General features: G+C 60.9%; 15 protein-coding genes. 4 read left to right on the forward strand and 11 right to left on the reverse strand.

Annotated features, from left to right (window positions below):
- Positions 1-29: 29 nt before the first annotated feature.
- From HBH25_RS10130 to HBH25_RS10180, 11 genes are all read right to left on the reverse strand, one after another.
- Positions 30-3,959, reverse strand: a complete 3,930-nt coding sequence (locus HBH25_RS10130; RefSeq protein ID WP_168083786.1) for a type VI secretion protein IcmF/TssM N-terminal domain-containing protein — start codon at positions 3,957-3,959, stop codon at positions 30-32.
- 28 nt (positions 3,960-3,987) lie between these two features.
- Complete coding sequence (gene icmH / locus HBH25_RS10135) at positions 3,988-4,701, reverse strand: type IVB secretion system protein IcmH/DotU (RefSeq protein ID WP_168083787.1); 714 nt, start codon at positions 4,699-4,701, stop codon at positions 3,988-3,990.
- Positions 4,698-6,041, reverse strand: a complete 1,344-nt coding sequence (tssK, locus tag HBH25_RS10140) for a type VI secretion system baseplate subunit TssK (protein ID WP_168083788.1) — start codon at positions 6,039-6,041, stop codon at positions 4,698-4,700. The genes icmH and tssK overlap by 4 nt, the downstream gene beginning before the upstream one ends.
- Entirely contained in the window at positions 6,034-6,678 is a 645-nt protein-coding gene (gene tssJ, locus HBH25_RS10145; RefSeq protein WP_420708470.1) for a type VI secretion system lipoprotein TssJ, read from the reverse strand. The genes tssK and tssJ overlap by 8 nt, the downstream gene beginning before the upstream one ends.
- 53 nt (positions 6,679-6,731) lie before the next feature.
- Positions 6,732-9,326: a type VI secretion system ATPase TssH gene (gene tssH, locus HBH25_RS10150; protein WP_168083790.1), complete on the reverse strand. Its 2,595-nt coding sequence runs from the start codon at positions 9,324-9,326 to the stop codon at positions 6,732-6,734.
- Entirely contained in the window at positions 9,323-10,393 is a 1,071-nt protein-coding gene (gene tssG / locus HBH25_RS10155; protein WP_168083791.1) for a type VI secretion system baseplate subunit TssG, read from the reverse strand. The genes tssH and tssG overlap by 4 nt, the downstream gene beginning before the upstream one ends.
- Positions 10,357-12,189 (reverse strand): type VI secretion system baseplate subunit TssF, encoded by a 1,833-nt coding sequence (gene tssF, locus HBH25_RS10160; RefSeq protein ID WP_168083792.1) that lies wholly within the window; start codon positions 12,187-12,189, stop codon positions 10,357-10,359. The genes tssG and tssF overlap by 37 nt, the downstream gene beginning before the upstream one ends.
- Positions 12,189-12,671 (reverse strand): type VI secretion system baseplate subunit TssE, encoded by a 483-nt coding sequence (gene tssE / locus HBH25_RS10165; protein WP_168083793.1) that lies wholly within the window; start codon positions 12,669-12,671, stop codon positions 12,189-12,191. The genes tssF and tssE overlap by 1 nt, the downstream gene beginning before the upstream one ends.
- Positions 12,672-12,696: 25 nt before the next feature.
- A complete protein-coding gene (gene tssC / locus HBH25_RS10170; RefSeq protein WP_168083794.1) occupies positions 12,697-14,199 on the reverse strand; it encodes a type VI secretion system contractile sheath large subunit in 1,503 nt (500 codons plus the stop codon).
- 14 nt (positions 14,200-14,213) lie between these two features.
- Positions 14,214-14,747, reverse strand: a complete 534-nt coding sequence (gene tssB, locus HBH25_RS10175; RefSeq protein WP_168083795.1) for a type VI secretion system contractile sheath small subunit — start codon at positions 14,745-14,747, stop codon at positions 14,214-14,216.
- Between the two features lie 67 nt (positions 14,748-14,814).
- Complete coding sequence (locus HBH25_RS10180) at positions 14,815-15,564, reverse strand: hypothetical protein (protein WP_168083796.1); 750 nt, start codon at positions 15,562-15,564, stop codon at positions 14,815-14,817.
- 872 nt (positions 15,565-16,436) lie between these two features.
- On the opposite strand from HBH25_RS10180, the gene HBH25_RS10185 reads away from it, so the two are divergent.
- The 4 genes from HBH25_RS10185 to HBH25_RS10200 are packed head-to-tail and all read left to right on the forward strand — an operon-like array spanning position 16,437 to position 20,467.
- Positions 16,437-18,266: a type VI secretion system Vgr family protein gene (locus tag HBH25_RS10185; protein ID WP_168083866.1), complete on the forward strand. Its 1,830-nt coding sequence runs from the start codon at positions 16,437-16,439 to the stop codon at positions 18,264-18,266.
- Between the two features lie 22 nt (positions 18,267-18,288).
- Complete coding sequence (locus tag HBH25_RS10190; protein ID WP_168083797.1) at positions 18,289-18,876, forward strand: DcrB-related protein; 588 nt, start codon at positions 18,289-18,291, stop codon at positions 18,874-18,876.
- Entirely contained in the window at positions 18,873-20,111 is a 1,239-nt protein-coding gene (locus HBH25_RS10195) for a PAAR domain-containing protein (RefSeq protein WP_168083798.1), read from the forward strand. The genes HBH25_RS10190 and HBH25_RS10195 overlap by 4 nt, the downstream gene beginning before the upstream one ends.
- Positions 20,111-20,467 carry a hypothetical protein gene (locus tag HBH25_RS10200; protein ID WP_168083799.1) on the forward strand — a complete coding sequence of 119 codons (357 nt, stop codon included), beginning with the start codon at positions 20,111-20,113 and terminating at the stop codon, positions 20,465-20,467. The genes HBH25_RS10195 and HBH25_RS10200 overlap by 1 nt, the downstream gene beginning before the upstream one ends.
- Positions 20,468-20,476: the final 9 nt, after the last annotated feature.

Consider the following 20,476-nt stretch of genomic DNA (forward strand, 5'->3'; position numbering starts at 1 on the left):
GCTGCTCCCACGGTGCAGGCACAGGCGCTTCACTTGTCACGCCCCTGGGCCGCTGCAGATGCACCTGGCGCATTGAGTGCGCTCAGCGCCTTCACGTTGGCCAGGTCGGTGAGCTTCACACCCCCATAGTTGCGAACGGTCAGGCTCACCGGCCCATTGGCGGTATTCCAGCTGAAGCGCTGCTGAATGCCGTCCAGGTCTTCTACGCGGGCGCTGTCGTTCATGCGCAACAGGCCCCACCGGCCGGGGTAGTCGAATACCGTCACGCGCTCGCCTGCCAAGGTGATCACGTCCAGGCGCGCGCCGGGCGCGGTGGTGGTGCCTGGCCAGGAGAAGCGGCTCCAGCTGGTCTTGCCGTTGCGGTAGTGCTGGGCCTGGCCGTCCAGGGTGAAAATAAGGTCCGTGAAACTGCCGGAGGGCTCCAGCATGATCTCGAAGCCGTTGTCCTTGTCGGACAGGCTGGCAATCACTTGGCCCACCGAGCTGGCCTTGTCGATGCTGTTGACCATGGACGGGTTGACCAACGGCGCCTGCCGGGCACTGCTGCCCATGCCCAGGCCTTCACCGCCCGACAGGTTGCCGATTTCATTGCGCTTGAACGCGGGAAGCAGGCCCGACTCCGGGTCCACGAAGCGTTGCAGGTCCTTGACCGAGGCCTCGTTGCGGCTACCCGGTGCGATAGGGTACCGGTGCGCCATCACCTGTTCCCAGGGCTTGGCGATCTGCTGGGCCCACGCCTTGGCGATCTGCTGGCCTGCGGGGTCGCGCAGGGTTTCCCACGCGAATTGTATGGGCAGGCTGAACAACCCTTGCAGGGAGGCCGACAGCCCACCCTGGCTGGTATCCACCGTGGTTTCCACATAGTTGCGGGCGTTGGTGACTTCGCTGGGTTGCCCTTCGAGGGTTTCGCTGATCAGCTGTTTGCTGCTTTTACCTACATCCTGGGAGCGCTGGATATTGTTCATGCGCACTTTCAACTTGCGCAGCGCCGCCAGGTAGCGGTCCATCACAGTGCTGTCAGCGCCCTCGGCGTTCTGGGACGCGAACAGCCGCGATACGGGTTCGAAGCGTTTGGCGAGCGTGCCGTCGTCCACCTGAGGCAGGGGCGAGGCCAAGGCGTTGGCGGCCTTGGGGGCGTTGTCGAACAGGCCAGTCACCTGGGCCCAGAAGGAGTCGTCGGGAAGCTTGCCGGCAGGCGCTGGCTGGCGTGGGGCCGGTACATCCCATTGGGTGTTTTCGTTCACGGCCGACAGCAGCGCCTTTACCGGGGAGTTCACCACGTCGCTGAGCAAGGACAGTTGCTGGGTAGCATTGCCCAAATCGGTGAAGTGGCGTACGCCCACGGCCTTGAGCAGCGTGTACCAGGCCTGTGCGTAGTCGCGCTTGTAGCGCCCCATGAACTCGCGAACGAAATTGGCCTTCTGTACCAGGCTGTCGCCCCCTTCGCCATCGAGTACCCAATCCGACTCGTTGCGCAGGTTGGTGGACACCAGCTTGATCAGTTCAGGTTTGACGAACGCGTCCCAACCCTGGCGCGTGTACAGGGCCGGCACGGCTTCCCCGCCGTAAAGCAGGTCCCGGCCCGGCGAGGGCACCAGGTCATTGAGGCCGATGGGCGGGAATTGCCGGCTGGCTTCCAGTTGCAGGCGCAGGTATTCACGGTCTACCAGTGAGCTGGAGATCATGAAGCCTTTCAGGCTTTTGCGTGTAGCCTCGATCAAAGGTTCGTTACGGGGCAGCGTGGGGGCCTGGCCGTTACTGACCAACTGAACATACAGGGCCGTGTTGCCTCGCAAGGTGCCTTCTGTGGCAGGGGTTTGTTCGCCCACGGTTTCGGCCCAGGCCAAGGGGAGGGCAGCGCTGATGAATTCAGGGTCTGGGTGGCCGCTAGGTTGGGTCAGCATCAGGTACAACTTGAGTGTGTTGTACGCTTCGATGATGGACGCCACCTGTTGCTCATCCAGGCGCCCCAGCATCTCCTCGGACAGCGACAGCCCGCCGGTAGTCGCGGACAGCTCTGCGGCGTCGCCTGCCGTGGCGGGGTTGCGTACACCATCAAGGGCTGCCTGACGGGCCTGGGCCACGCCTTGCCTGGCCATGCCTTTGGCACTGCTGGTCGCGCTGCCGAGGCTGCGAGGCAAGGTGCCTAGGCTGGGGGTGCCGGAGGGCTTTAACGCTTTGACGGCGCCGTCCACGTACGCCTGACGTGCCGAGGGCTTGCCCGCCGGCTTGGTGTTGGCGGGCGCGAACGCCTCCTGGGGGTTCACGGCGTCAGCGAATTCGTTGAACGCACGCAGGCGCAGCTGCAGTTTGAGGGCCACAGGCGCCAAGGCCTGGGTCTGCAATTGCTGGAGGTAAGCCGGCTGCACCAAGGCATAGAGGTCATCCCCACGGTACAGCCCGGCACCGAGGCGGAAGGGCACACCCTTGGCGCGGTACTTCTCGATGGCCAACAGCTCGGTGCGCAGCAGTTCCAGGCCTTCGCCCGAGGCCAGGCGCTCGGTGCGGTCCGGGGCATCCACCAGGCCGTGCACCCGGTGCTGTACCGAGGCGATCCAGTCCCGGTTGTTCTGGAAGGCGAGCGCCTGCCAGCCCAGCACGGCCAGCCCTGCCAGCGCGCCGGCGCCGATGAGGGCCGGTGCCAGTACGCGGCTCTGTGCGGTGCGGGCTTGATGCAGGGCCAAGTCACGGTCGGCGAAAATCACCTGCCGGAAGGTATCGGTAATGAAGTAGCTGCGGTCCCCTACCTTGCGGGCAACCGTCTCATCCTGGGCTTGCGGTGGGACAGCCGCAGGCTTCAAGGCGAAGGACTCTGCCAGGTCGTCTTCATACACCCGGCTCAGTTGCTGGTCGGTCTGCAGTGCGCTGGTGAAATACAGGCCCCGCAGCAACAGCGGGTTGTGCCCATGGCCCGGCTGCACGAAATGCCCCAGGAACTGTTCCAGCACACCTGCCAGCTCGGCAAAATAGTTGGGGAAGTTCAACAGGGCGCTGCTGGCGCCTGCGCCCAGGGCTGCCATGTGGGCGTCCACATGGTGCTGGATACCGGCGTGCAGGTTGGCGAATTTGCGGTCCAGCACGGCTCGCAGGCCGTGGCTCTGGAACTCCGAGAGGGCGAAGGTCATGCCCAGCGGTTGTTGGCGCCCGTGCAGGTCCAGGCTGTCGAAGGTTTCCTGGAAGCCCGGCAGCTGGTCGGTCTTGCTTAGCATCAGGTAGATCGGGGGCTGGGCATTCAGGGCACGGGTGTACTGCTCGATGCGCGCCACCAGCTGCGCCGCCATCTCTGCCCGTTCCGACAGGGTGGCCGCCAGCAGTTCCGGCAGGCTGGCGACCAGCACCAACCCATTCACGGCCGCTTTCTTGCGCTGCTTGGCCAACAGCTGAAGGAAAGCGGCAAATTCGTTGGCAGACGGGTCGTCCTGCACATAGCGGCCAGCGGTGTCGATCAGCACGGCCTCCGGGCTGAAGTACCAGTCGCAATGCTGGGTGCCGCTGTCGTGTTCGTTGTAGCGGCTGGCGATACTGGCCGACAGGCCGGAGCGGGTGAGCAATGAGGTTTTGCCCGCGGCAGACAGCCCGATCACCAGGTACCAGGGCAGGTCATGCAGGGCCGAGGCGCCACCCCCGCCTGCGGAGCGGTCGGCCCGCAACAGGGCAATGGCGTGCTTGAGGCGGTCGCGCAGCACCTGCTGGTCGCGCAGCTCGGTGTGGGGGGCCAGGGAGCGGTCTACCTCGATTTGAACCAGGTGCTCAAGGTTGTGCTCGATGCGAATACGCCGGTATTGGCGCAGTACGATCAACAGCACGAAGAACGCGGTCACAATGGCCATGGCTTCCAGCACGTGGTGGCGCCACCACGGCAAGCGGGGTGCCAGCAAGCCGCAGACCAGCAGGCTGGCCAGCCACAGCACCGGGATTAGAAACCAGAAGCTTTTCAATGCGCGGAGAAGTCTTTTCATGTCGTCCTGGACTCGGTTACCTGGCCACTCAGGCGCTGAACAGCTGGCTGATGTGTTCGGAAAGCGCCGCCACGTCGCGGCCCAGCAACCAGTCCAGGGTGAGGTACACCCCCACGCACACCAGGGCAATCAGGGCCAGGTAGACCCACACCGGTATGTCGTACCGCAACATCTGCGACACTTGGTCGGGCAAGGCCCAGTCCGGTGACAGGGCCTTGGGTGCGGTGCGGTAGCGTGCGATGTCCTGGCCCAAGGTGTTGGCCAGGTAGCGCAGTTGGTCTTTTTCCGCCAGCCCGAACTTGCCCTCGAAGCCCAGGGCCAGGCACAGGTGATACACCTCCAGCACATCGAGGTTGCCTTTCACATCACCGCGCAGGGCGTCGACCTTGTCGAAAAAGCCTTGCCCGGCCAGGTGTACGCCAAAGTAACGAAACTGCAACGGTGACAGCTCGAAGTGGGCGCGCAGGTTGGAGTCGCCGGACCGCAGCACGCTTTCGTCCAGGAAGGCACACAGGGCGTACTGGGTGTCTTTGACCTGTTCCACGCTGTAGCCGGCCCGGCGTGCCTCATGCTCCAGGGTGGTGAAAAAGCTGTCCACGCTGGCTTCAAAGGCATGAACGGACGAGACCTCGCGGCCACGGCGCACAATCAGCACCATGCTGATGAAGTCCTGAACCAGTGCTTTCAAGGTGGGTGTTGCAGGGGCCGCGGCCATGGCGCCCGGAAGCACGGCTTCAGTCATTTGAGTACCGCCATCAGTTCAAGCTGCAGGTTGGTGAATGCGCTAGGGGTATAGAAGGAGAGGGCCTGCGCGGCCATCATGCGTTCGTACACGCGCCCATGGGGCTCGATCGCGAAATAGTGGTTGTCCAGCCGCACGGGAATGGCGTTGGGCAGCCGGGACGCGTGAATCAAGGTGGCCCCTGGCATGGCGCTGTTGACCACCACTTCGATGTCTTCGGGCGAGCCCACTTTGATGGCGCGCGGCACCAGCTCCAGCAGGGTGGAGCCGGGCATGTCGGCATGCACGCACAGGTAGAAATCGGCCTGGGCCAGGCGCGGGTCCTGGAGCTGCCCTTGCCAGTACGACGGCTTGACCTGGTTGAGGTGGACCGTGATGCACTGGTTGGGAATCACGTTGTCCAGCAGTACTCGAATCATGGCGTCGAGCTTGACCAGCGAGGCCGCCGGGTCGTGGTGGTCGTACTCGGGAATGTCCTTGAGGTCGGTGTCCAAGGAGAAGGTGAGCAGGCCGCCCGCTAGCTCTGCCAGGAACAGGTACAGGCGTTCGGGGTGCAGGCGCGGGTGCGACAGCAGGTGGGCCAGCTGTGGGTAGGCCCGGTTCACGGTGTTGAGCAGCCAGAAGAGGGTCACGTCGCTGGAGCCGAATTCAGCGATCTGGTCGGCCCGTTCACGGCGACGGCCGGACAACACGTTGCTCTTGGTCTGGAGCGCGCCCAGCAGGCGCTGGCTCAGGCTGGCCAGGGTGTCGTGGGCACCCAGGTGCAACGTGGGGTGTACGAAGTGGGTGTCCAGCATGAAGCCGCCCAGGCTGTTGCGAGACAGCCGCGCGATGGGGCAATAGCTGTAACCGTCCAGGCTGTCGCCGTCCACCAGCATCACCACGTTCAGCCGCAGGCTGGTGATCTCGTTTTCCAGGTCGCCTTCGTTGAGGTCGGGCAAGGTATCGAACTGCTTGCGAAACCGCCGTGCGCTCTGCTGCGCCTGGCCGTCTTCCACATAGTTCTGGCCAAAGGGTTCAGGCAGCTTCAGCGCGGCATACACCTTCAAGTCGGTGCCCTTGACCAGTGCTTTCAAATCCCTCGCAGCGGGGAGGGGGTCGTGCTGGGGCGCATCGAACAGGGTGCCGTCGGGGAACACCAGCTTCAGGCGCTTCAGTTGCAGCGAGCCACTGGCCAGCGCTTCCTCATCGATGCTCAACGCCTGCACGCCCCAATGGAACGGCGTACCGCGCAGGGTCGCCTCGGCGAGCTGGTGTTGGTGGAATTCGTCCTGGTACTGGAAGTGCTGTGGCAGGAGAAACATCCCCTCGGACCACATCACGCGGCTGTGTTTACTCATGATGGCTGCCCATGGGTGAATCGGCGTGTGCGGGAAGGGCGTTGCTGGCGGACAGTTGCGCCTCGGTGGGGGGCTTGTTCAGCACATCAACGCCACGGGCGGCCAGTACCTGGTTGTTGTCGACCAGTACCCGCAGGCCCTCGGAGGAGAACCAGATACCGTCCTTGCGCAGGGACCGGGCGTCGAACGCTACCTTCCAGCGGCTGTTCTCATCGTTGCGGAAGAAGGCGGCCACCCCCACATACTGGGCAGCCGGTTGCAGCGGCCACTGGTCCACCTGGCCCAGGCCCGGCAGCAGGGTGATTTCCTGGCTCTCCACCAAGGTGTTGCCCAAGGCTTGCTGGGGGTTATCCCACAGGGTATCGGCATCGATGGAGGCGAAGCGCTCCAGGGTGGAGAGCTGGTACACCCGCATCACCACCGACAGCGGCTTGCCGGTTGCGTCCAGGTTCAACTGGTTGCCGCCATCGGCGGTCAGGATCAGTTTTTCCTTGTCCCCGAACAGCATGTCGCCTGCCCAGGTGTCATCCACGCGCTTGCTCGCCCGGTCCGTGACACCGCAGGCGGCCAACGCCGTGGCCACTACCAGCACGGCCAGGCCTCGTGCCCAGCACGCCTGTGGTTGAAACCGCCCCATGTATTGCCTATTCATGACTGCTACCTATGAACGCTTGCCAGGGAAATGCCCGATCAACTGAGGTGATAGGCGAAGTCGCCGTCGCTGCCCAGTTCGATGTCCAGGCGTTGGATGGGTGTGTCTTCGGCCATGCACGCCAGCACCCGCTGTGCCAGTTCGGGCATCAGGGTTTTGGACAGAATGTTGTCGATGTTCCGGGCGCCGCTGTCCACCTCGGTGCAGCGCGCCGCGATGGCCGCTACCAGTGCAGCGTCGTAGCCCAGAACGGCGTGGTGGTTGCGCTCGAAACGCTGGGCGATGCGCGCCAGCTTCAGGGCGACGATGCGCTCCAGTACGCTGTCCTGCACCGGGTAGTACGGCACGATGGTCAAGCGGCCCAGGAACGCCGGCTTGAACACCTGGTTGAGTTCATCGCGCAGGCCCTCGACGATAGCCTCGGGCGTCGGTTGCTCGGTGGCGTTGAGGCACCACTGCATGATGCGGTCAGTGCCGGTGTTGGAGGTGAGAATGATCACGGTGTTGCGGAAGTTGATCTCCCGGCCTTCGCCGTCGTCCAGCACGCCTTTGTCGAACACCTGGAAGAACAGCTCCAGCACGTCCGGGTGGGCCTTCTCCACTTCGTCCAGCAGTACCACGCTGTAAGGCTTGCGGCGGACCGCTTCGGTCAGCACGCCACCTTCGCCATAGCCCACGTAACCTGGGGGGGAGCCCTTGAGGCTGGAGACCGTATGGGCCTCCTGGTACTCGGACATGTTGATGGTGATCAGGTTACGCTCGCCGCCGTACAGGGTGTCGGCCAGGGCCAGGGCGGTTTCGGTCTTGCCCACCCCGCTGGGGCCCAGCAACAGGAACACGCCGATGGGTTTGTTCGGGTCTTCCATCTGTGCCCTGGACACCTTGATGCGCTTGCCGATCTCCAGCAGGGCATGGTCCTGCCCCAGCACGCGCTCCCCTAGCAGGCTAGGCAGGCGTTGCACGGTGTCGATTTCATTGCGCAGCATCTTGCCCAGTGGAATGCCCGTCCAACCGGAGATCACTTCGCCGATGGTGCCGGCGTCCACTTGGGCATGAACCAACGGCTGCTCGCCTTGTACGGCGGCCAAGTCTGCACGGGCGGCGGCGATGGCGTTCGCATCGGGCGCGGCGTGCTCGCTCAGCGCCTTGAGCGCTTGCACCTGCTCCAGCTCCTGTTGCCATTGCTGTTCCAGGGCCGCCTTGGTGAGCTGGGCGGCCTGTGCCTGTTCCTGGAGCGTCGCCAGCCGGCGAGCATGGTCGGCGCCTTGGGCGGTTTCCTGCTCCAGCACGGCGATTTCCGCGTGCAGGTTCTCGATCAGGCGCAGGCTGTCTTCCAGCCGGCCGGGCTGGGCGGACTGCGCCAAGGCCACGCGGGCACAGGCGGTGTCCAGCACGCTCACGGCCTTGTCCGGCAGCTGGCGGCCGGTGATGTAGCGGTTGGACAGGCGCACGGCCTGAACCAGCGCTTCATCCAGCACGCTCACCTTGTGGTGCGCCTGCATCTTGGCCAGCAAGCCACGTAGCATGTAGATGGCTTTTTCTTCATCTGGCTCTTCCACCTTCACCACCTGGAAGCGGCGGGCCAGGGCGGCGTCTTTCTCGAAGTATTTCTTGTACTCAGCCCAGGTGGTGGCCGCGATGGTGCGCAATTCGCCACGGGCCAGGGCAGGCTTTAGCAGGTTGGCTGCGTCGTTCTGCCCGGCCTGGCCCCCGGAGCCAATCAGGGTATGGGCTTCATCGATAAACAGGATGATGGGGTGCAGGCTACGCTTGGTTTCCTCGATCACCGACTTGAGGCGGTTTTCGAATTCGCCTTTCACGCCCGCGCCCGCTTGCAGCAGGCCCAGGTCCAGGGTGTGGATGGCGACGTCCCGTAGCACGGACGGCACTTCACCCTGAACGATACGCAGCGCCAGCCCTTCAACCACCGCGGTTTTCCCTACGCCGGCCTCACCCGTGAGAATGGGGTTGTTCTGGCGGCGGCGGGTGAGGATATCCACCATTTGCCGCACCTCGAACTCGCGGCCCAGCACGGGATCTATCCGGCCTTCGCGGGCGCTTTGGGTCAGGTTGACGGTGTACTGGTCCAGGGCCGGGGTTTTACCGTTGCCCTTGGCCATGGGTGCTCCACCGGCGGCCTGGGCCTCGGGCCTGGCTAAGCGGGCTTCAGGGCTGGCTTCTAGCAAGCTCGCCAGGTTGACCCGCAGGTCATCGGCATTGATCTTGTCCAGCTCCGGGGCAGAGGCCACCACCACGCGGCGCAGGGCGTCATCGTCCAGCAGGGCCTGGATCAGGTGACCCGTGCGTACCTGGCTTTGGCCGAACTCGATGGAGGCCAGCAGCCAGGCCTGCTCGATCATGCGGGTGATATGGGGCGACAGGGCGGGGGTGCGGGTGTTGCCGGTCTTGAAGGTGCCCAGCGCGGTCACCAACTGAGCCTGGAGCCGCTCCGGCACCACGTCGTAGTGGTGCAGAATCGCCGGCAGGTCGTTGCCCTCGCCATCAAGCAACTGCAACAGCAGGTGCTCCACTTCCACATCGTAATGGCGCTCGGACAGGCACAAGGCCGCAGCGGCTTCTGTGGCGGTGCGGCTGGTGTCGTTCAGCTTGGCGAACAGCGACTTCAGGTTCACAGGGAAACCCCATCGAAAGGAATAGAGAAAAGGGCGCAACGGGAGGGCGCGACATCGCGGCCTGGGCGCTTGAGCCAGCCCAGCCAGCCCAAGGCCACACCCCCCTCGCGGCCGAGCTGGGCCAGGGGTACGGCCTCGCGCCTAAGGGTGGGGGACAGCTGCACGTCCAGTTCCGGGCCCGCGTAAAAACGCACCAGTTCCACCAGCTGGCGGTAGCCCGGTGTGTTGGGCTGGAAGCGGCGGTAGTCCGCCAGCGCCAACGGCCCCAGTTCGATACGCACGCAGGATTGGTAATCCCACACGCGTTGGCCCACGACTGTGCTTTGCCCAAGGGCAGCGTTCCGGCGGCCCAGTTGTGTGCGCTGGCTCACGTCCAGCTTCAGCCAGCGCCCTGCGAAAGGTTTTACCTTGAACGGCAGCGAGAAATAGAAACTCAGCATTCGTTCCAGGTTGAGCGCGTTACGCGGCTTTTGCGCGAACAGCCCAGCGAAATAGGTGAACAGGGACGGGCGCAGGGAAGAGCCGTTCTGGGTGAACTGCCGCTGCTGGGCCTGTGGCCCGAAGCCCACCAGGTTGAGCAGGTAGCGGTCGAAGCGCGAGCTGCCATTGCGCTCGTACTCGATGTGAAACTTGTACTTCTGCCAGGCCTCGTAGAACAACGTGGTCATGCGATGGGAAAACACATCGAGAAACGCATGGGCCGCATCGTCGCGGTACTGGATGTGCCGTTCCAGCAGCAACTCTGTGTAGGGGCGCGGCAGTACGCCAGAGGGCCCCACCAGGCCCATGAACGTCACCTGCACGTCCGACAGGGGCAGCCCTGCCGCTGACACCCGGCCTTCGTGCTCGAACCGCAGGTCGCTCACTTCACTGGCCGGGAAATTGAGCGACAGCAGCGAGCGAAAGCGCAGCGGGTCTTCATGCGGCCGCGTGTGCAGGTCCATGCGGCCTGTTCTGCTGTAATGCAGCCGGAGCAGGCGCACCAATTGGAAAAATTCGAATCGGTACGGCTCAGCCCGGGCCTGGTCGATCAGACCAGGGGTTGATCGCCGGTTCGCGGGGGCCATTGGACCACTCTCTTTTCACGTTGCAAGGTGCGAAGGGTTAACTGGGTAAAGCTGTTCAGGCTGCAGTACTGGCCGAAGAAATGGTCCAGCACCTTGCCGAACAGGAACACGCCGCTGCCGATGTACTGGGTTTCGTCGAAGGTGAGCGTGATGCCGGTGCCGCGTACGAAATTGGGCCGAGGGTGGCCAATACGCGCCACCACCGGCTCGCTGCCAACCGACGTAATGCCGTTGATCTGTTTGCGAATGGCCGAGGTGTGGCGATAGTTGTAGAGCGACAGCAGCTCCAGCAGCACCTCACGGCCTTGACTCACCAAGGACATATGGTTCAGGGACAGGTGTGAAATCAGCCGCCAGATCACCCCGTTGCCCAACGGTACCCGCACCGACGCCGTCGGTTTGCGCAGGCAGCGGATGTGGGTGACCACGGAGTTGCCCGGCAGTATGAAATCACCGTGCTCCCCACCCATGGGCAGCATCAGCGGCAGGTCCCGGTTACTGCAGGTGAGCCCGATGCTCAGGGTGTCGTCGCCGCCTTCGATCAGCTCCAGGTCCCGGTCCACCACTCGAATGAACATGTTCGACCCATTGATGTGCTGGGCCTGCACCGGCCGCCGGCGGCCGATCCAGAAGCTTTGGCCCTGGCCATGTTCGGCACGGGGTTCGAAGAACGGAGGGCACGTGGCAACCTGGTCCACCCCGCGAATTTTTCGCACCCGCCGCACCTGGTCGATGGACACCACTTCGGCCGCGCTTTGCAGGCGCACGTCGGGAATGACCGCGTACTCATGCTTGGCATGGCTGAGCTTGATGGGCTCGGCCTGCTGGCGAAACAGGTTGATGACGGGCGTGCAGTTGAGCTTGAAGTTGCCCCGGCCCAGGGTTTGGGTAAGCCGTGCCAGGCGGTCGTTGAGGTCGTAGTCGGAGAAGTACACATTCACCACTACGGTCTCCAGCGCTTTGCCGGCCAGCGGGCGTTTGAGGCCGGCCAGGTCAAAGAACATGAATTTGTCCGGGAAGGTGAAGTACTCGTGCAGCAGGCGATACCCCAGGAACGAACGCTCGGCGTAGTCCACCAGGCCTTCTTCCAGGCCATAGCCCACAGCGCTCAGGGCGTGGGCGGGCAACTGCACTTCCCGCGTACGGCCTTCGTCTTCGAAACTGAGTGTCACCTTGGCCACGTTGTTGAACAGCAGCTCGTACAGCTGCAGCATCAAGGTGCTTTCCCCGTCCAGGAAAAACCGCAGGCTGTCCAGGTCCATCTGGCCAAACAGTGCATTGGTGCCAGCGCTTAGGGTCAGCCGGAGGTGCGCCACCAGGTCCGCGCTGTGCCCATTGAACGCCGAGCGCTCCATTTCCACGAACGTGGCCTGTTCCACGGCCACAGGCCATAGCTCCACCGGGTAGCAGGTGCGGAACTTGCACACCACCCCGTCCAGGGCGTTGGCATGCAGTTCGGAATGCCGGGGGACGCGGTAGGCTTCTGTGACCTTTTCCTGGCTGCCCAGGCTCAGCTCCACGATGGACATGGAGGGGGTAGGGCGCAGGTAGTGGGGGTACATCGTTTCCAGAAACGCTTCGACGATTTCCGGGAATTCATCGTCCAGCTTTTTATGCACGCGGGCGGCCAGAAACGAAAACGCTTCGATCAACCGCTCGGTGTGCGGGTCTTCGCAGTGGTCACCCTCGATCAGCAACCGCGAGGCGATTTTCGGGTACTGGCTCGCGAACTCCTGGCCGAGAAAGCGCAGGTGCGACAGTTCCTTTTCGTAGTAGGGCAGCAGGTCGTCAAGCATCAGTTGAGGTTCTGTACGGTGTATTCCTGGGTATTCACTTGCAGCACGGCATCGAAGGACACCTGCCGGGCGATATCCCGCAGGTGCAACACGGCGTCGATGCGGAAGGTGAGCATGCGTTGGCCGGTTTGTTGTGGCAGTACCTGAACTTTCACGCTGCGAAAGCGCCGGTCCCCTTCGGAAATCGCCTTTTCCAGCTGGCGCTGGATCAATAGCCGGTCCTCGGGTGCCAACACGCTCTTGCTGGTGAAATCCGGCATGCCGTAATCGAGCAGGGTGCCGTTAAGCCCCGGAAAGGGGCCCAGTTCTTCAGCCACCAGCGAGCGGCGCGTATTGACCAGAATTTCCAGGTCCCGAACGATGCTAGCCTTGTAATCGGCCAGCGAACACAGCTGCTGCGACGATGCCTCGCTGGCCTGATGGGGACGATCGTCCAACAACCGGTCCAGCAAGGAGGGCAGTAGTCTGTGCTGGCTGGTCATGGTGCCTCCTTGGCAATACGTACCATCAACCGCGGGTAGACTGCGGCAACTCGGCTACCAGGCGAAGGGACGCCGTCAACTCGTCCAGCTGGTAGTGAGGGCGCAGGTAGGTCACAGCCTTGTACACGCCAGGCTTGCCGGGCACTTCGAACACTTCGGCACGGGCTTCGCGCAGCGGAAACTTGGCCTTGGCTTCCTGGCTGGCGGTGTCGTCCAGCAGCACGTAGCTGGAGAGCCACTTGTTCAGGAACATTTCCACGTCTTTGCGTGAGGCAAAGCTGCCCACCTTGTCACGCATGATGGCTTTCATGTAGTGCGCAATGCGGGACGTGGCGAAGATGTACTGCAGCTGCGCCGACAGCTTGGCGTTGGCGTTGGCGATGTCCGTGTTGTATTGCTTCTGCTTCTGGGCAGACTGGGTGCCGAAGAAGGCGGCGTAGTCTGTGCCCTTGCAGTGCACCAGGGGGATGAAGCCCAGGTCCGACAGTTCTTTCTCGCGGCGGTCGGTAATGGCGATTTCGGTCGGGCACTTGAGCGCCACTTCGCCGTCATCGGTCTTGAAGGTGTGGGTCGGCAGGCCCTCCACCAGGCCACCGCCTTCAACGCCACGGATGGCCACGCACCAGCCATAACGGGAGAAGGCATCGGTCACGCGGGTGCCCAGTGCGTAGGCGGCGTTCATCCACAGGTACTTGTTGTGGTCACGGCCATCCACGCTTTCAACGAAGTTGAATTCCTCCACCGGGGTGGTATCCGGCCCGTAGGGCAGGCGGCCTAGCACATGGGGGAGGGTAAGGCCTACATAGCGGGAGTCGTCCGAGTTGCGGAAGGACTTCCACTTGGCGTATTCAACGGTGTCGAAAATCTTCGCCAGGTCGCGGGGGCCGGACATTTCGGTAAACGAGTCCCACCCGAACAGCTCGGAGGAGGCCGACGAAATGAACGGGGCATGGGCCGCAGCGGCCACATGGGAGATTTCTTCGAGCAGGTACATGTCTTCCGGGCTGCGGTTGAACTCGTAGTCGCCCACCAGCATGCCGAAGGGCGCACCACCAAAGGTGCCGTACTCTTCCTCGTAGATCTTCTTGAACAGGGCGCTCTGGTCGAATTCCGACGAGGCCTTCAGGTCCCGCACCAGGTCTTTCTTGGACGCATTGAGCAGGTGGATTTTCAGCGTGGTGCTGGTTTCGGTCTGGTCTACCTGGTATTTCAGGCCGCGCCAGGACGCTTCCAGCTGCTGGAACTCACGGGCGTGCATGATCTCGTTCATCTGCGCCGACAGCATCGAATCGATCTCGGCGATGCGTGCGTCCAGTACCGCGATCAAGTCCTTGCTGGGCGTCATTTCGCCTTCCAGCACCTGGCCCACCAGCTCACCGATCAGGTCACGGGTGCGGGTGCGCTCGGTGTCGGAGCGGGCTACGCGGCTTTCGGAAATGATGCTGTCGAGCAGCGAGGCCTGGGGCGCGAAGTTCTCCACTTCCACCAGGTCATTGCCTTGCTGGGCCACGGTCTGTTTCTCGTTCATGGTCGTGCTCCGGCTCAGTCGTTGGCGTCAGTGGCAGGCACGGCGGCTTCGCGGCCGAACTCCTTGCCAAGGGTTTTCAGCTTTTCAGTGTTCTGCAGCACGTCCATCAGCAACTCTTCGAGCTTGTCGTTACCGCCCATCTTGTTGCGCAGGTCTGCCAGCTTGTTGCGCACTTCCAGCAGCTTGCGCAGGGGCTCTACCTGGCGCACCACGTTCTGGGGCTCGAAGTCTTCCAGGGTGTTGAAGTTAAGCTCCACGCCCAGTTGCGTCCCGTCCCGTGCCAGGGTGTTGTCCACCCGGTAGGCCAGACGCGGCTTGAGGCCCTTGAGCACGCCGTTGAAGTTGTCACGATCGATGAACACGAACTTGCGGTCCTTGAGCTTGGGCAGCGGCTCCAGGGGCGTACCGGAAAAGTCGCCCAGCACGCCTACCACAAACGGCAGCTCTTTCTTTTCCTGAGCATCGCCGATGTCCACGTCATACGTGATGTGCACCCGGGGTGCACGAACGCGGTCGAGTTTGTGCTGGGTACTTTCCTTCTTCGCCACGGTGTTCTCCTGTGCGAGCAACTCGCTTCAAGTCGTTTGCGCGCCGGCCAGTGTCAAGCCCGGCGCCCTACAAGGGGTCAAGGGCGGCTAACAGGCGCTCACGCATGTCATCGCCCATGGTCATGATGCTGTCCCGGCCTACCAGTTCTTCGAAGCTGGCGTTGCCGGCAATTTGAGTGCTGCTGCGGATGACCGAGTCATCCGGTAACGCGGACTGTACCGGTGCGCTGATCACGCAGAAGGGCAGGTCGCCGAACCCTTTGAGCTTCTCGAAGCTCACCGGGAAGCGCAGGCCTTCGAACAAGCGGCCAAGCCCTGGCAGTTTGCTTACGCAGTAGAACAGCACCAGGTAATGCACCACGAAACGGTACAGCTCAGCGCTACTGCGGTTTGGGTCCTTGATCAACTTGCGAAAATGCTCCAGGTCGAACGAATTGAACCCGATCACCCAGCGCGTGGGGCTGATGATGCGGACGGCTTGGCCGCCGTCTGCCAGGGGCTTGTCATATTCGAGCGCAAACAATTCCGGGCTGGTACTGATCAGGTTCAGCGGCACTTCCATCTCATTCACCAATTGAAACGGGGCCGCCGCACCAATGCGGTCGTACAGGGCTTTGAGCTCCTTGAAGTGGTATTGCGTTTCCCGGCCACTACTGCGCTGTGCGCCCTGCAGGTATTCACCAAACAGGCTCTGAGGGCGTATCAGCAAGGCCAAGGTGGCCAAGTAATCCGATGCCAAGGCCTTCAACACGTCCGAAACGGCCCGGGTCTGGCTTCGCAGCGTGATCAGTGCCTCTACGTCAAACGTCTGAATCATCGGTACATCGTCCTTGAGCCCTTCTTCACACGCCCCTTCGGGGAAATGCGGGGTTGTAATGGCTTGGCCGGAGCAGGGGTTTGAAAGTGCTGCCGTTAGTTAACTGGCTAGGCGCCTTAAAACACTGCGTGCGCAGTTACAGGCCGCTAATCGTTAGTGGCCTGCGGTACTCGGAATGCCATTGGTTTCTACTATTTGGCAATCCACTTATTACAATTTTTCCTTGATTATGATTCTCATCGCAACAGTGGCACTGTGATATCAATCGCTTTTGGAGCCATCTCCGATTGGCTCCAAAGCGCCGTGGCACGGGCCTCTAAGCACCCTATTGGATCCCCAGAAAAAAGCTAAAAAAATGTTTAGAAAAGTGAACTGGTTCACGCAATTGAATGGTTTTTAACCCTTTTCTAGCCGCTCTGCGCATGTTTTCAGCGCCTTGAGGGGGAAGCTCAATGGCGTCGTGTATTCAATTGTAAAAAAATCTTGCGCAGCGGGAGGTTCGCAGTGGCGGGTCGGAAACGGGGTTTATCAGGCGTGACCTTGGCAGGCCCTTGGCTAACCCGAATTTCACCGAACGTGCCCAGCCTATGGCAGGTGCGCATAGTACCGGCCGGGCCGCCGCGAAATAATTCCGTGGGTTGACAGAGCGGCGCGCGAGGGTGTCTCCTTTCACGCCACGAAGCCTGTCGTCAATGGTGAAACAGTTCCCAAGCTGTCGCCCATCAACTTATTGAACAGGCTGTTTTACACTTTTTTCAGTGCCATCGCGCCTTCGCGTACAGAGGCGTTTAAATAGGCGCTTAGTTGTGTGGCCAGTGATTACCGGGCATGGCAGGAGCCTGCCGGGCCTGCCCAAGGAGATATGCCCGATGATGGACCTTACTGCATTGTTTACCCCGCAAAACAGGCGCCTGTTCAAACTAACCCTGGCACTGTCCGGTGGCCAGGAGTTGCTGCTTGAATCTTTTGCAGGGCAGGAAGGGCTTTCCAGGGATTTCAACTTCCAGCTTGAACTTATTTCTACGGACGCCGGGGTAAAACTCAAATCCGCCATTGGCCAGCCCGCCACGGTGGAAATCGAACTGGCCACCGGTGGCAGCCGTTATATCAATGGCCACGTGTTTGGGTTCGGCGCCAACGGCAGCGACGAGGGGATTTCCCGCTACACGGCTTACCTTGGGTCCTGGCTGGGCTTCCTTGAGCAGCGGTTCGATTCGCATATCTATCAGGATCAGACTGTCGAGCAGGTCATCACCCAGGTATTCGGCCAGTACGAAGGCCTTGCCAAGTACGAGTTTCGGGTAAACCGCGCCCTAAAACCCCACAGCTACATCACCCAGTACCGGGAAAGCGACAGCCATTTCGTGCGCCGCCTGCTGGAGCAGGAGGGGCTGTTCTACTACTTCGAACACACAGCAGACAGCCACACGCTGGTGATCATGGACGACTCCAGTGTGCTCACGCCCTTGCCCGAGCAGCCGCAGATACGCTTTCACCGCGCGGCTGTTACCGAAACCGCCGACTCGATCACGCGCTGGACGTCTGCACGGGAGTTTCAGGCGGGCAAGGTGTCGGTGCAAACCTTCGACTACCGCCAGCCCAATTACCGAATTCCCGTGAGCATGAACAGCCTCAACCAGCAAGGCGAGGCGCCTGCCCTGGAGCTGTACGACTACATGGGCCAATACACCCATGGCACCCCGGCAGACGGCGAGCAACTGGTGCGCAACCGCATCGAAGCGCTGGAACTCAAAGGCAAGACCTTTGCCGGCCAGAGCAACTGCCGCGCCCTGCGGCCGGGGTATACGTTCGAACTCACGCAGCACTACGAACACGACCTTGGCGCCGCCGAAGACCGCCAGTTCCTGGTGATGGGCCTTGAGCACCGGGGCAGCAACAACTACACCTCCGGCCAGCAGGCGTACTACACCAACACCTTCACGTGCGTACGCAAAAAGATCCTGTTCCGCCCCCAGATGGACCTGCCCAAGCCCGGCATTCCCGGCCCTCAGACCGCCATCATCGTTGGCCCACCGGGGGAGGAGATCTACACCGACCAGATGGGCCGGGTGAAAGTGCAGTTCCACTGGGACCGCTACGGCCAGTTCAACGACCACAGCTCGTGCTGGGTACGCGTGGCCCAATCCGCTGCCAGCGGCGGCTTCGGCAGCATCCAGATCCCCCGCGTAGGGGATGAAGTGGTGGTGGTGTTCCTGGACGGCAACCCGGATAGGCCGTTGGTGATGGGGAGTTTGTATAACGGCCATAACACGCCGCCGTGGTCCTTACCGGCCAACAAAACGCAAAGCGGCTTCCTTACGCGCTCAACCAAAGGTAAACACGCCAACGCCAACTTCCTCAGGTTTGAGGACAAGGCCGGGGCTGAGCAGATCATTGTCCATGCAGAGCGCAATATGGACACGGAGATTGAAGCAAGCGAAAGCCACACCGTTGGGGGAAACCGCACCATAAAGGTTGAAGGCAAACACGAAGAAACGATCAAACTGGAAACCAGTATTGCCGTTGAAGAGGGCAGCTACTTCGTGACTGTGGATCGGGGTGAGGTACAGATCAAATCCGCCACTTCCATCACCCTTGAAGTGGGGGCGAGCAAATTGAAGATGAACGCTGACGGCACCATCACCTTGTCCGGCATAGTGGTCGACGTGGAAGGCCAGACCATTATCAACCTGAACAAATAGCAGACGGAGAAGGAATTACCCGATGCGCAGAAATATCTATGACCGCCTGTGGCAACAGCGCCTCCGTGATGAACAACGGTCGGAAGAGGAGCGGTTGCTGAAGGAGGCGCAAGAGGCGCCTCCGCCCCCGCCCGAGCGTTATCACACCAACGAGCTTAGTTTTGTTAGACCACAAGGTTTCAAGGACAAGACGTTCCACGTGTTTACGTTGACGGACATTGGGCCGAGTCCTTTGTCTGTTGTGATAGGGCGTACGCCCATCGAAGCTGACCAGAGCCTGGAAGCCATGGCTCAGCAACTTCTGGAAGACCTCAAAAAGGGGCTTTCACACCTGGAGTGGATAGAGCCTTTATGCCCCGCTCAGGTGGCGGGCGTGGAAGCACGTCGCGTCGAGTTTAAATGGCGGCAGCAAGGGCAACCGGTCCACCAGCTTCAACTGCTGTTTCTACATGAAGACGAGCATCAACAGCCAATTCTTCTACAGGTAACCGGCACCAGCAATGCCACCAGCGGTATGACCGAGCAAGAAAGAACGGCGTTTTATTCGCTGGTCGACACGCTGGAATTACGCGAGCGCCCCGCTGAGGATAAGCCGGTGATACTGGCATGAGTCAGGCGGCACGGCTCGGTGACCCCATTGAGCACACCGGGTCACTTACTGGCCTGCTTGCCGGGTTGGCCATCGGCGCCATAGGCGCTGCCCTGATTGTGGGAACCGGCGGCTTGGCCGCTGTAGCAATCGTTGGTGCGTCGGCCACTGCTGGGGCGGGTATTGGCCAATTGATCGGTAGCCTGTCTGTATGTGATCACAGCACCGGGCAGATCCAAAGCGGCTCCGCCAATGTGTTTATCAATGGTAAGCCTGCCGCCAGGGCGCACTTGGATACTGCCCTGTGCGATGAACATGGCCCCGCCCCTCAAGTGCTCGCCCAAGGCAGCGATACGGTTTACATAAACGGGGTGCCCGCCGCCCGCGTTGGCGACCGCACCGTCTGCGACGCCAAGATAAGCTCGGGTTCAGGGAACGTTGTTATCGGAGGCGGAACGCAAACCACCGACAGCATCCGGCCAGAAGTGCCGGAATGGCTTGAAAGAAGTTTGCTTGTTGTAGGCTTAGGCAGCGCTTTGGTGCTGGCAAGCCCCATCGTAGTGGCTGCAGGGCTAGTGGGGGGGATTGCTGGCGGGGCGGCGGGCCATTGGGCGGGTGGCAAGTTGTTTGGGGCTGGCTCCGATGGCCAAAAGCTCATGACCTTCGGTGCCGGGTTGCTAGGTGGGGGGCTGGGTGCGAAAGGTGGGAAATGGTTTGATGCGCGGTATGAGATCAAGACTCAAGGGTTGGGGTCGAATTTTGGGAATGTTAAAATTCAACGACGCGAGATATCGCTTGATTCTACCGAGAAAGTAACTACTCACAAATTACCACATACTCCTTTGGGAAGATATCAACGGAAAGCATTGAAAAGGAAATTAGATAGCAGGACAATTACTAAGGAAGAATACGCACGATTGGATTGGGATCGTCGATTCTCTAACAAAAAAACTAAAGGTATTGCAAGGTTCTGGGCTCAAGAGCGACTGAGTTTGAAAGCAGGTAATGAGGGTACGCGTAATTGGTCTCAAGAGCAAAAAGCTGCGATTCTTGATTATAAAAAGCCAACTTTCAATGGCGAGCCTATTCAGGGTCATCACCGATACAATGCATCAGCTCACCCACATCTTGCCAGCGACCCTAAAAACATTTACCCTGCTACTCGTACTGAGCATTTAAAGAGATGGCATGGCGGAAGCTGGAGAAACGATTCATTTGGTGAGCCCGTAAATCCAAGTTTCCTTGAGGAGTTCTAATGTCTGTTATCGTGATAGTACTTGATGAAGTGCCAAGTGCAAAAAATCTATTGAGTTTCCAGCGGCTGTTCAATGTTTCGCTACAGTCTATTAAAAGCGCTTGTAGCGCCGCACATCCATTGCTGGAGATTGAAATATTTGACGGAGATTATCAAGCTCATGCGGATTTAATAAGGTCAGTGTTGAAAGTAGTTAAAGACGAAAACCTAAAAGCTGATTTTTATGAACTCCCATTTGGCTTGAATTATTCTCAAGATGCAGATATTCAAAAATTTAAAATTAATTTGCGTAATGTAGAACAAATACTTGAGGCAACTGATGAAGAATTTGAAAGGCAGCAGGATTCTGAGTTTTAGCTTAGGTTA

The organism is Pseudomonas quercus (assembly GCF_012033695.1).
Lineage (GTDB): Bacteria > Pseudomonadota > Gammaproteobacteria > Pseudomonadales > Pseudomonadaceae > Aquipseudomonas > Aquipseudomonas quercus.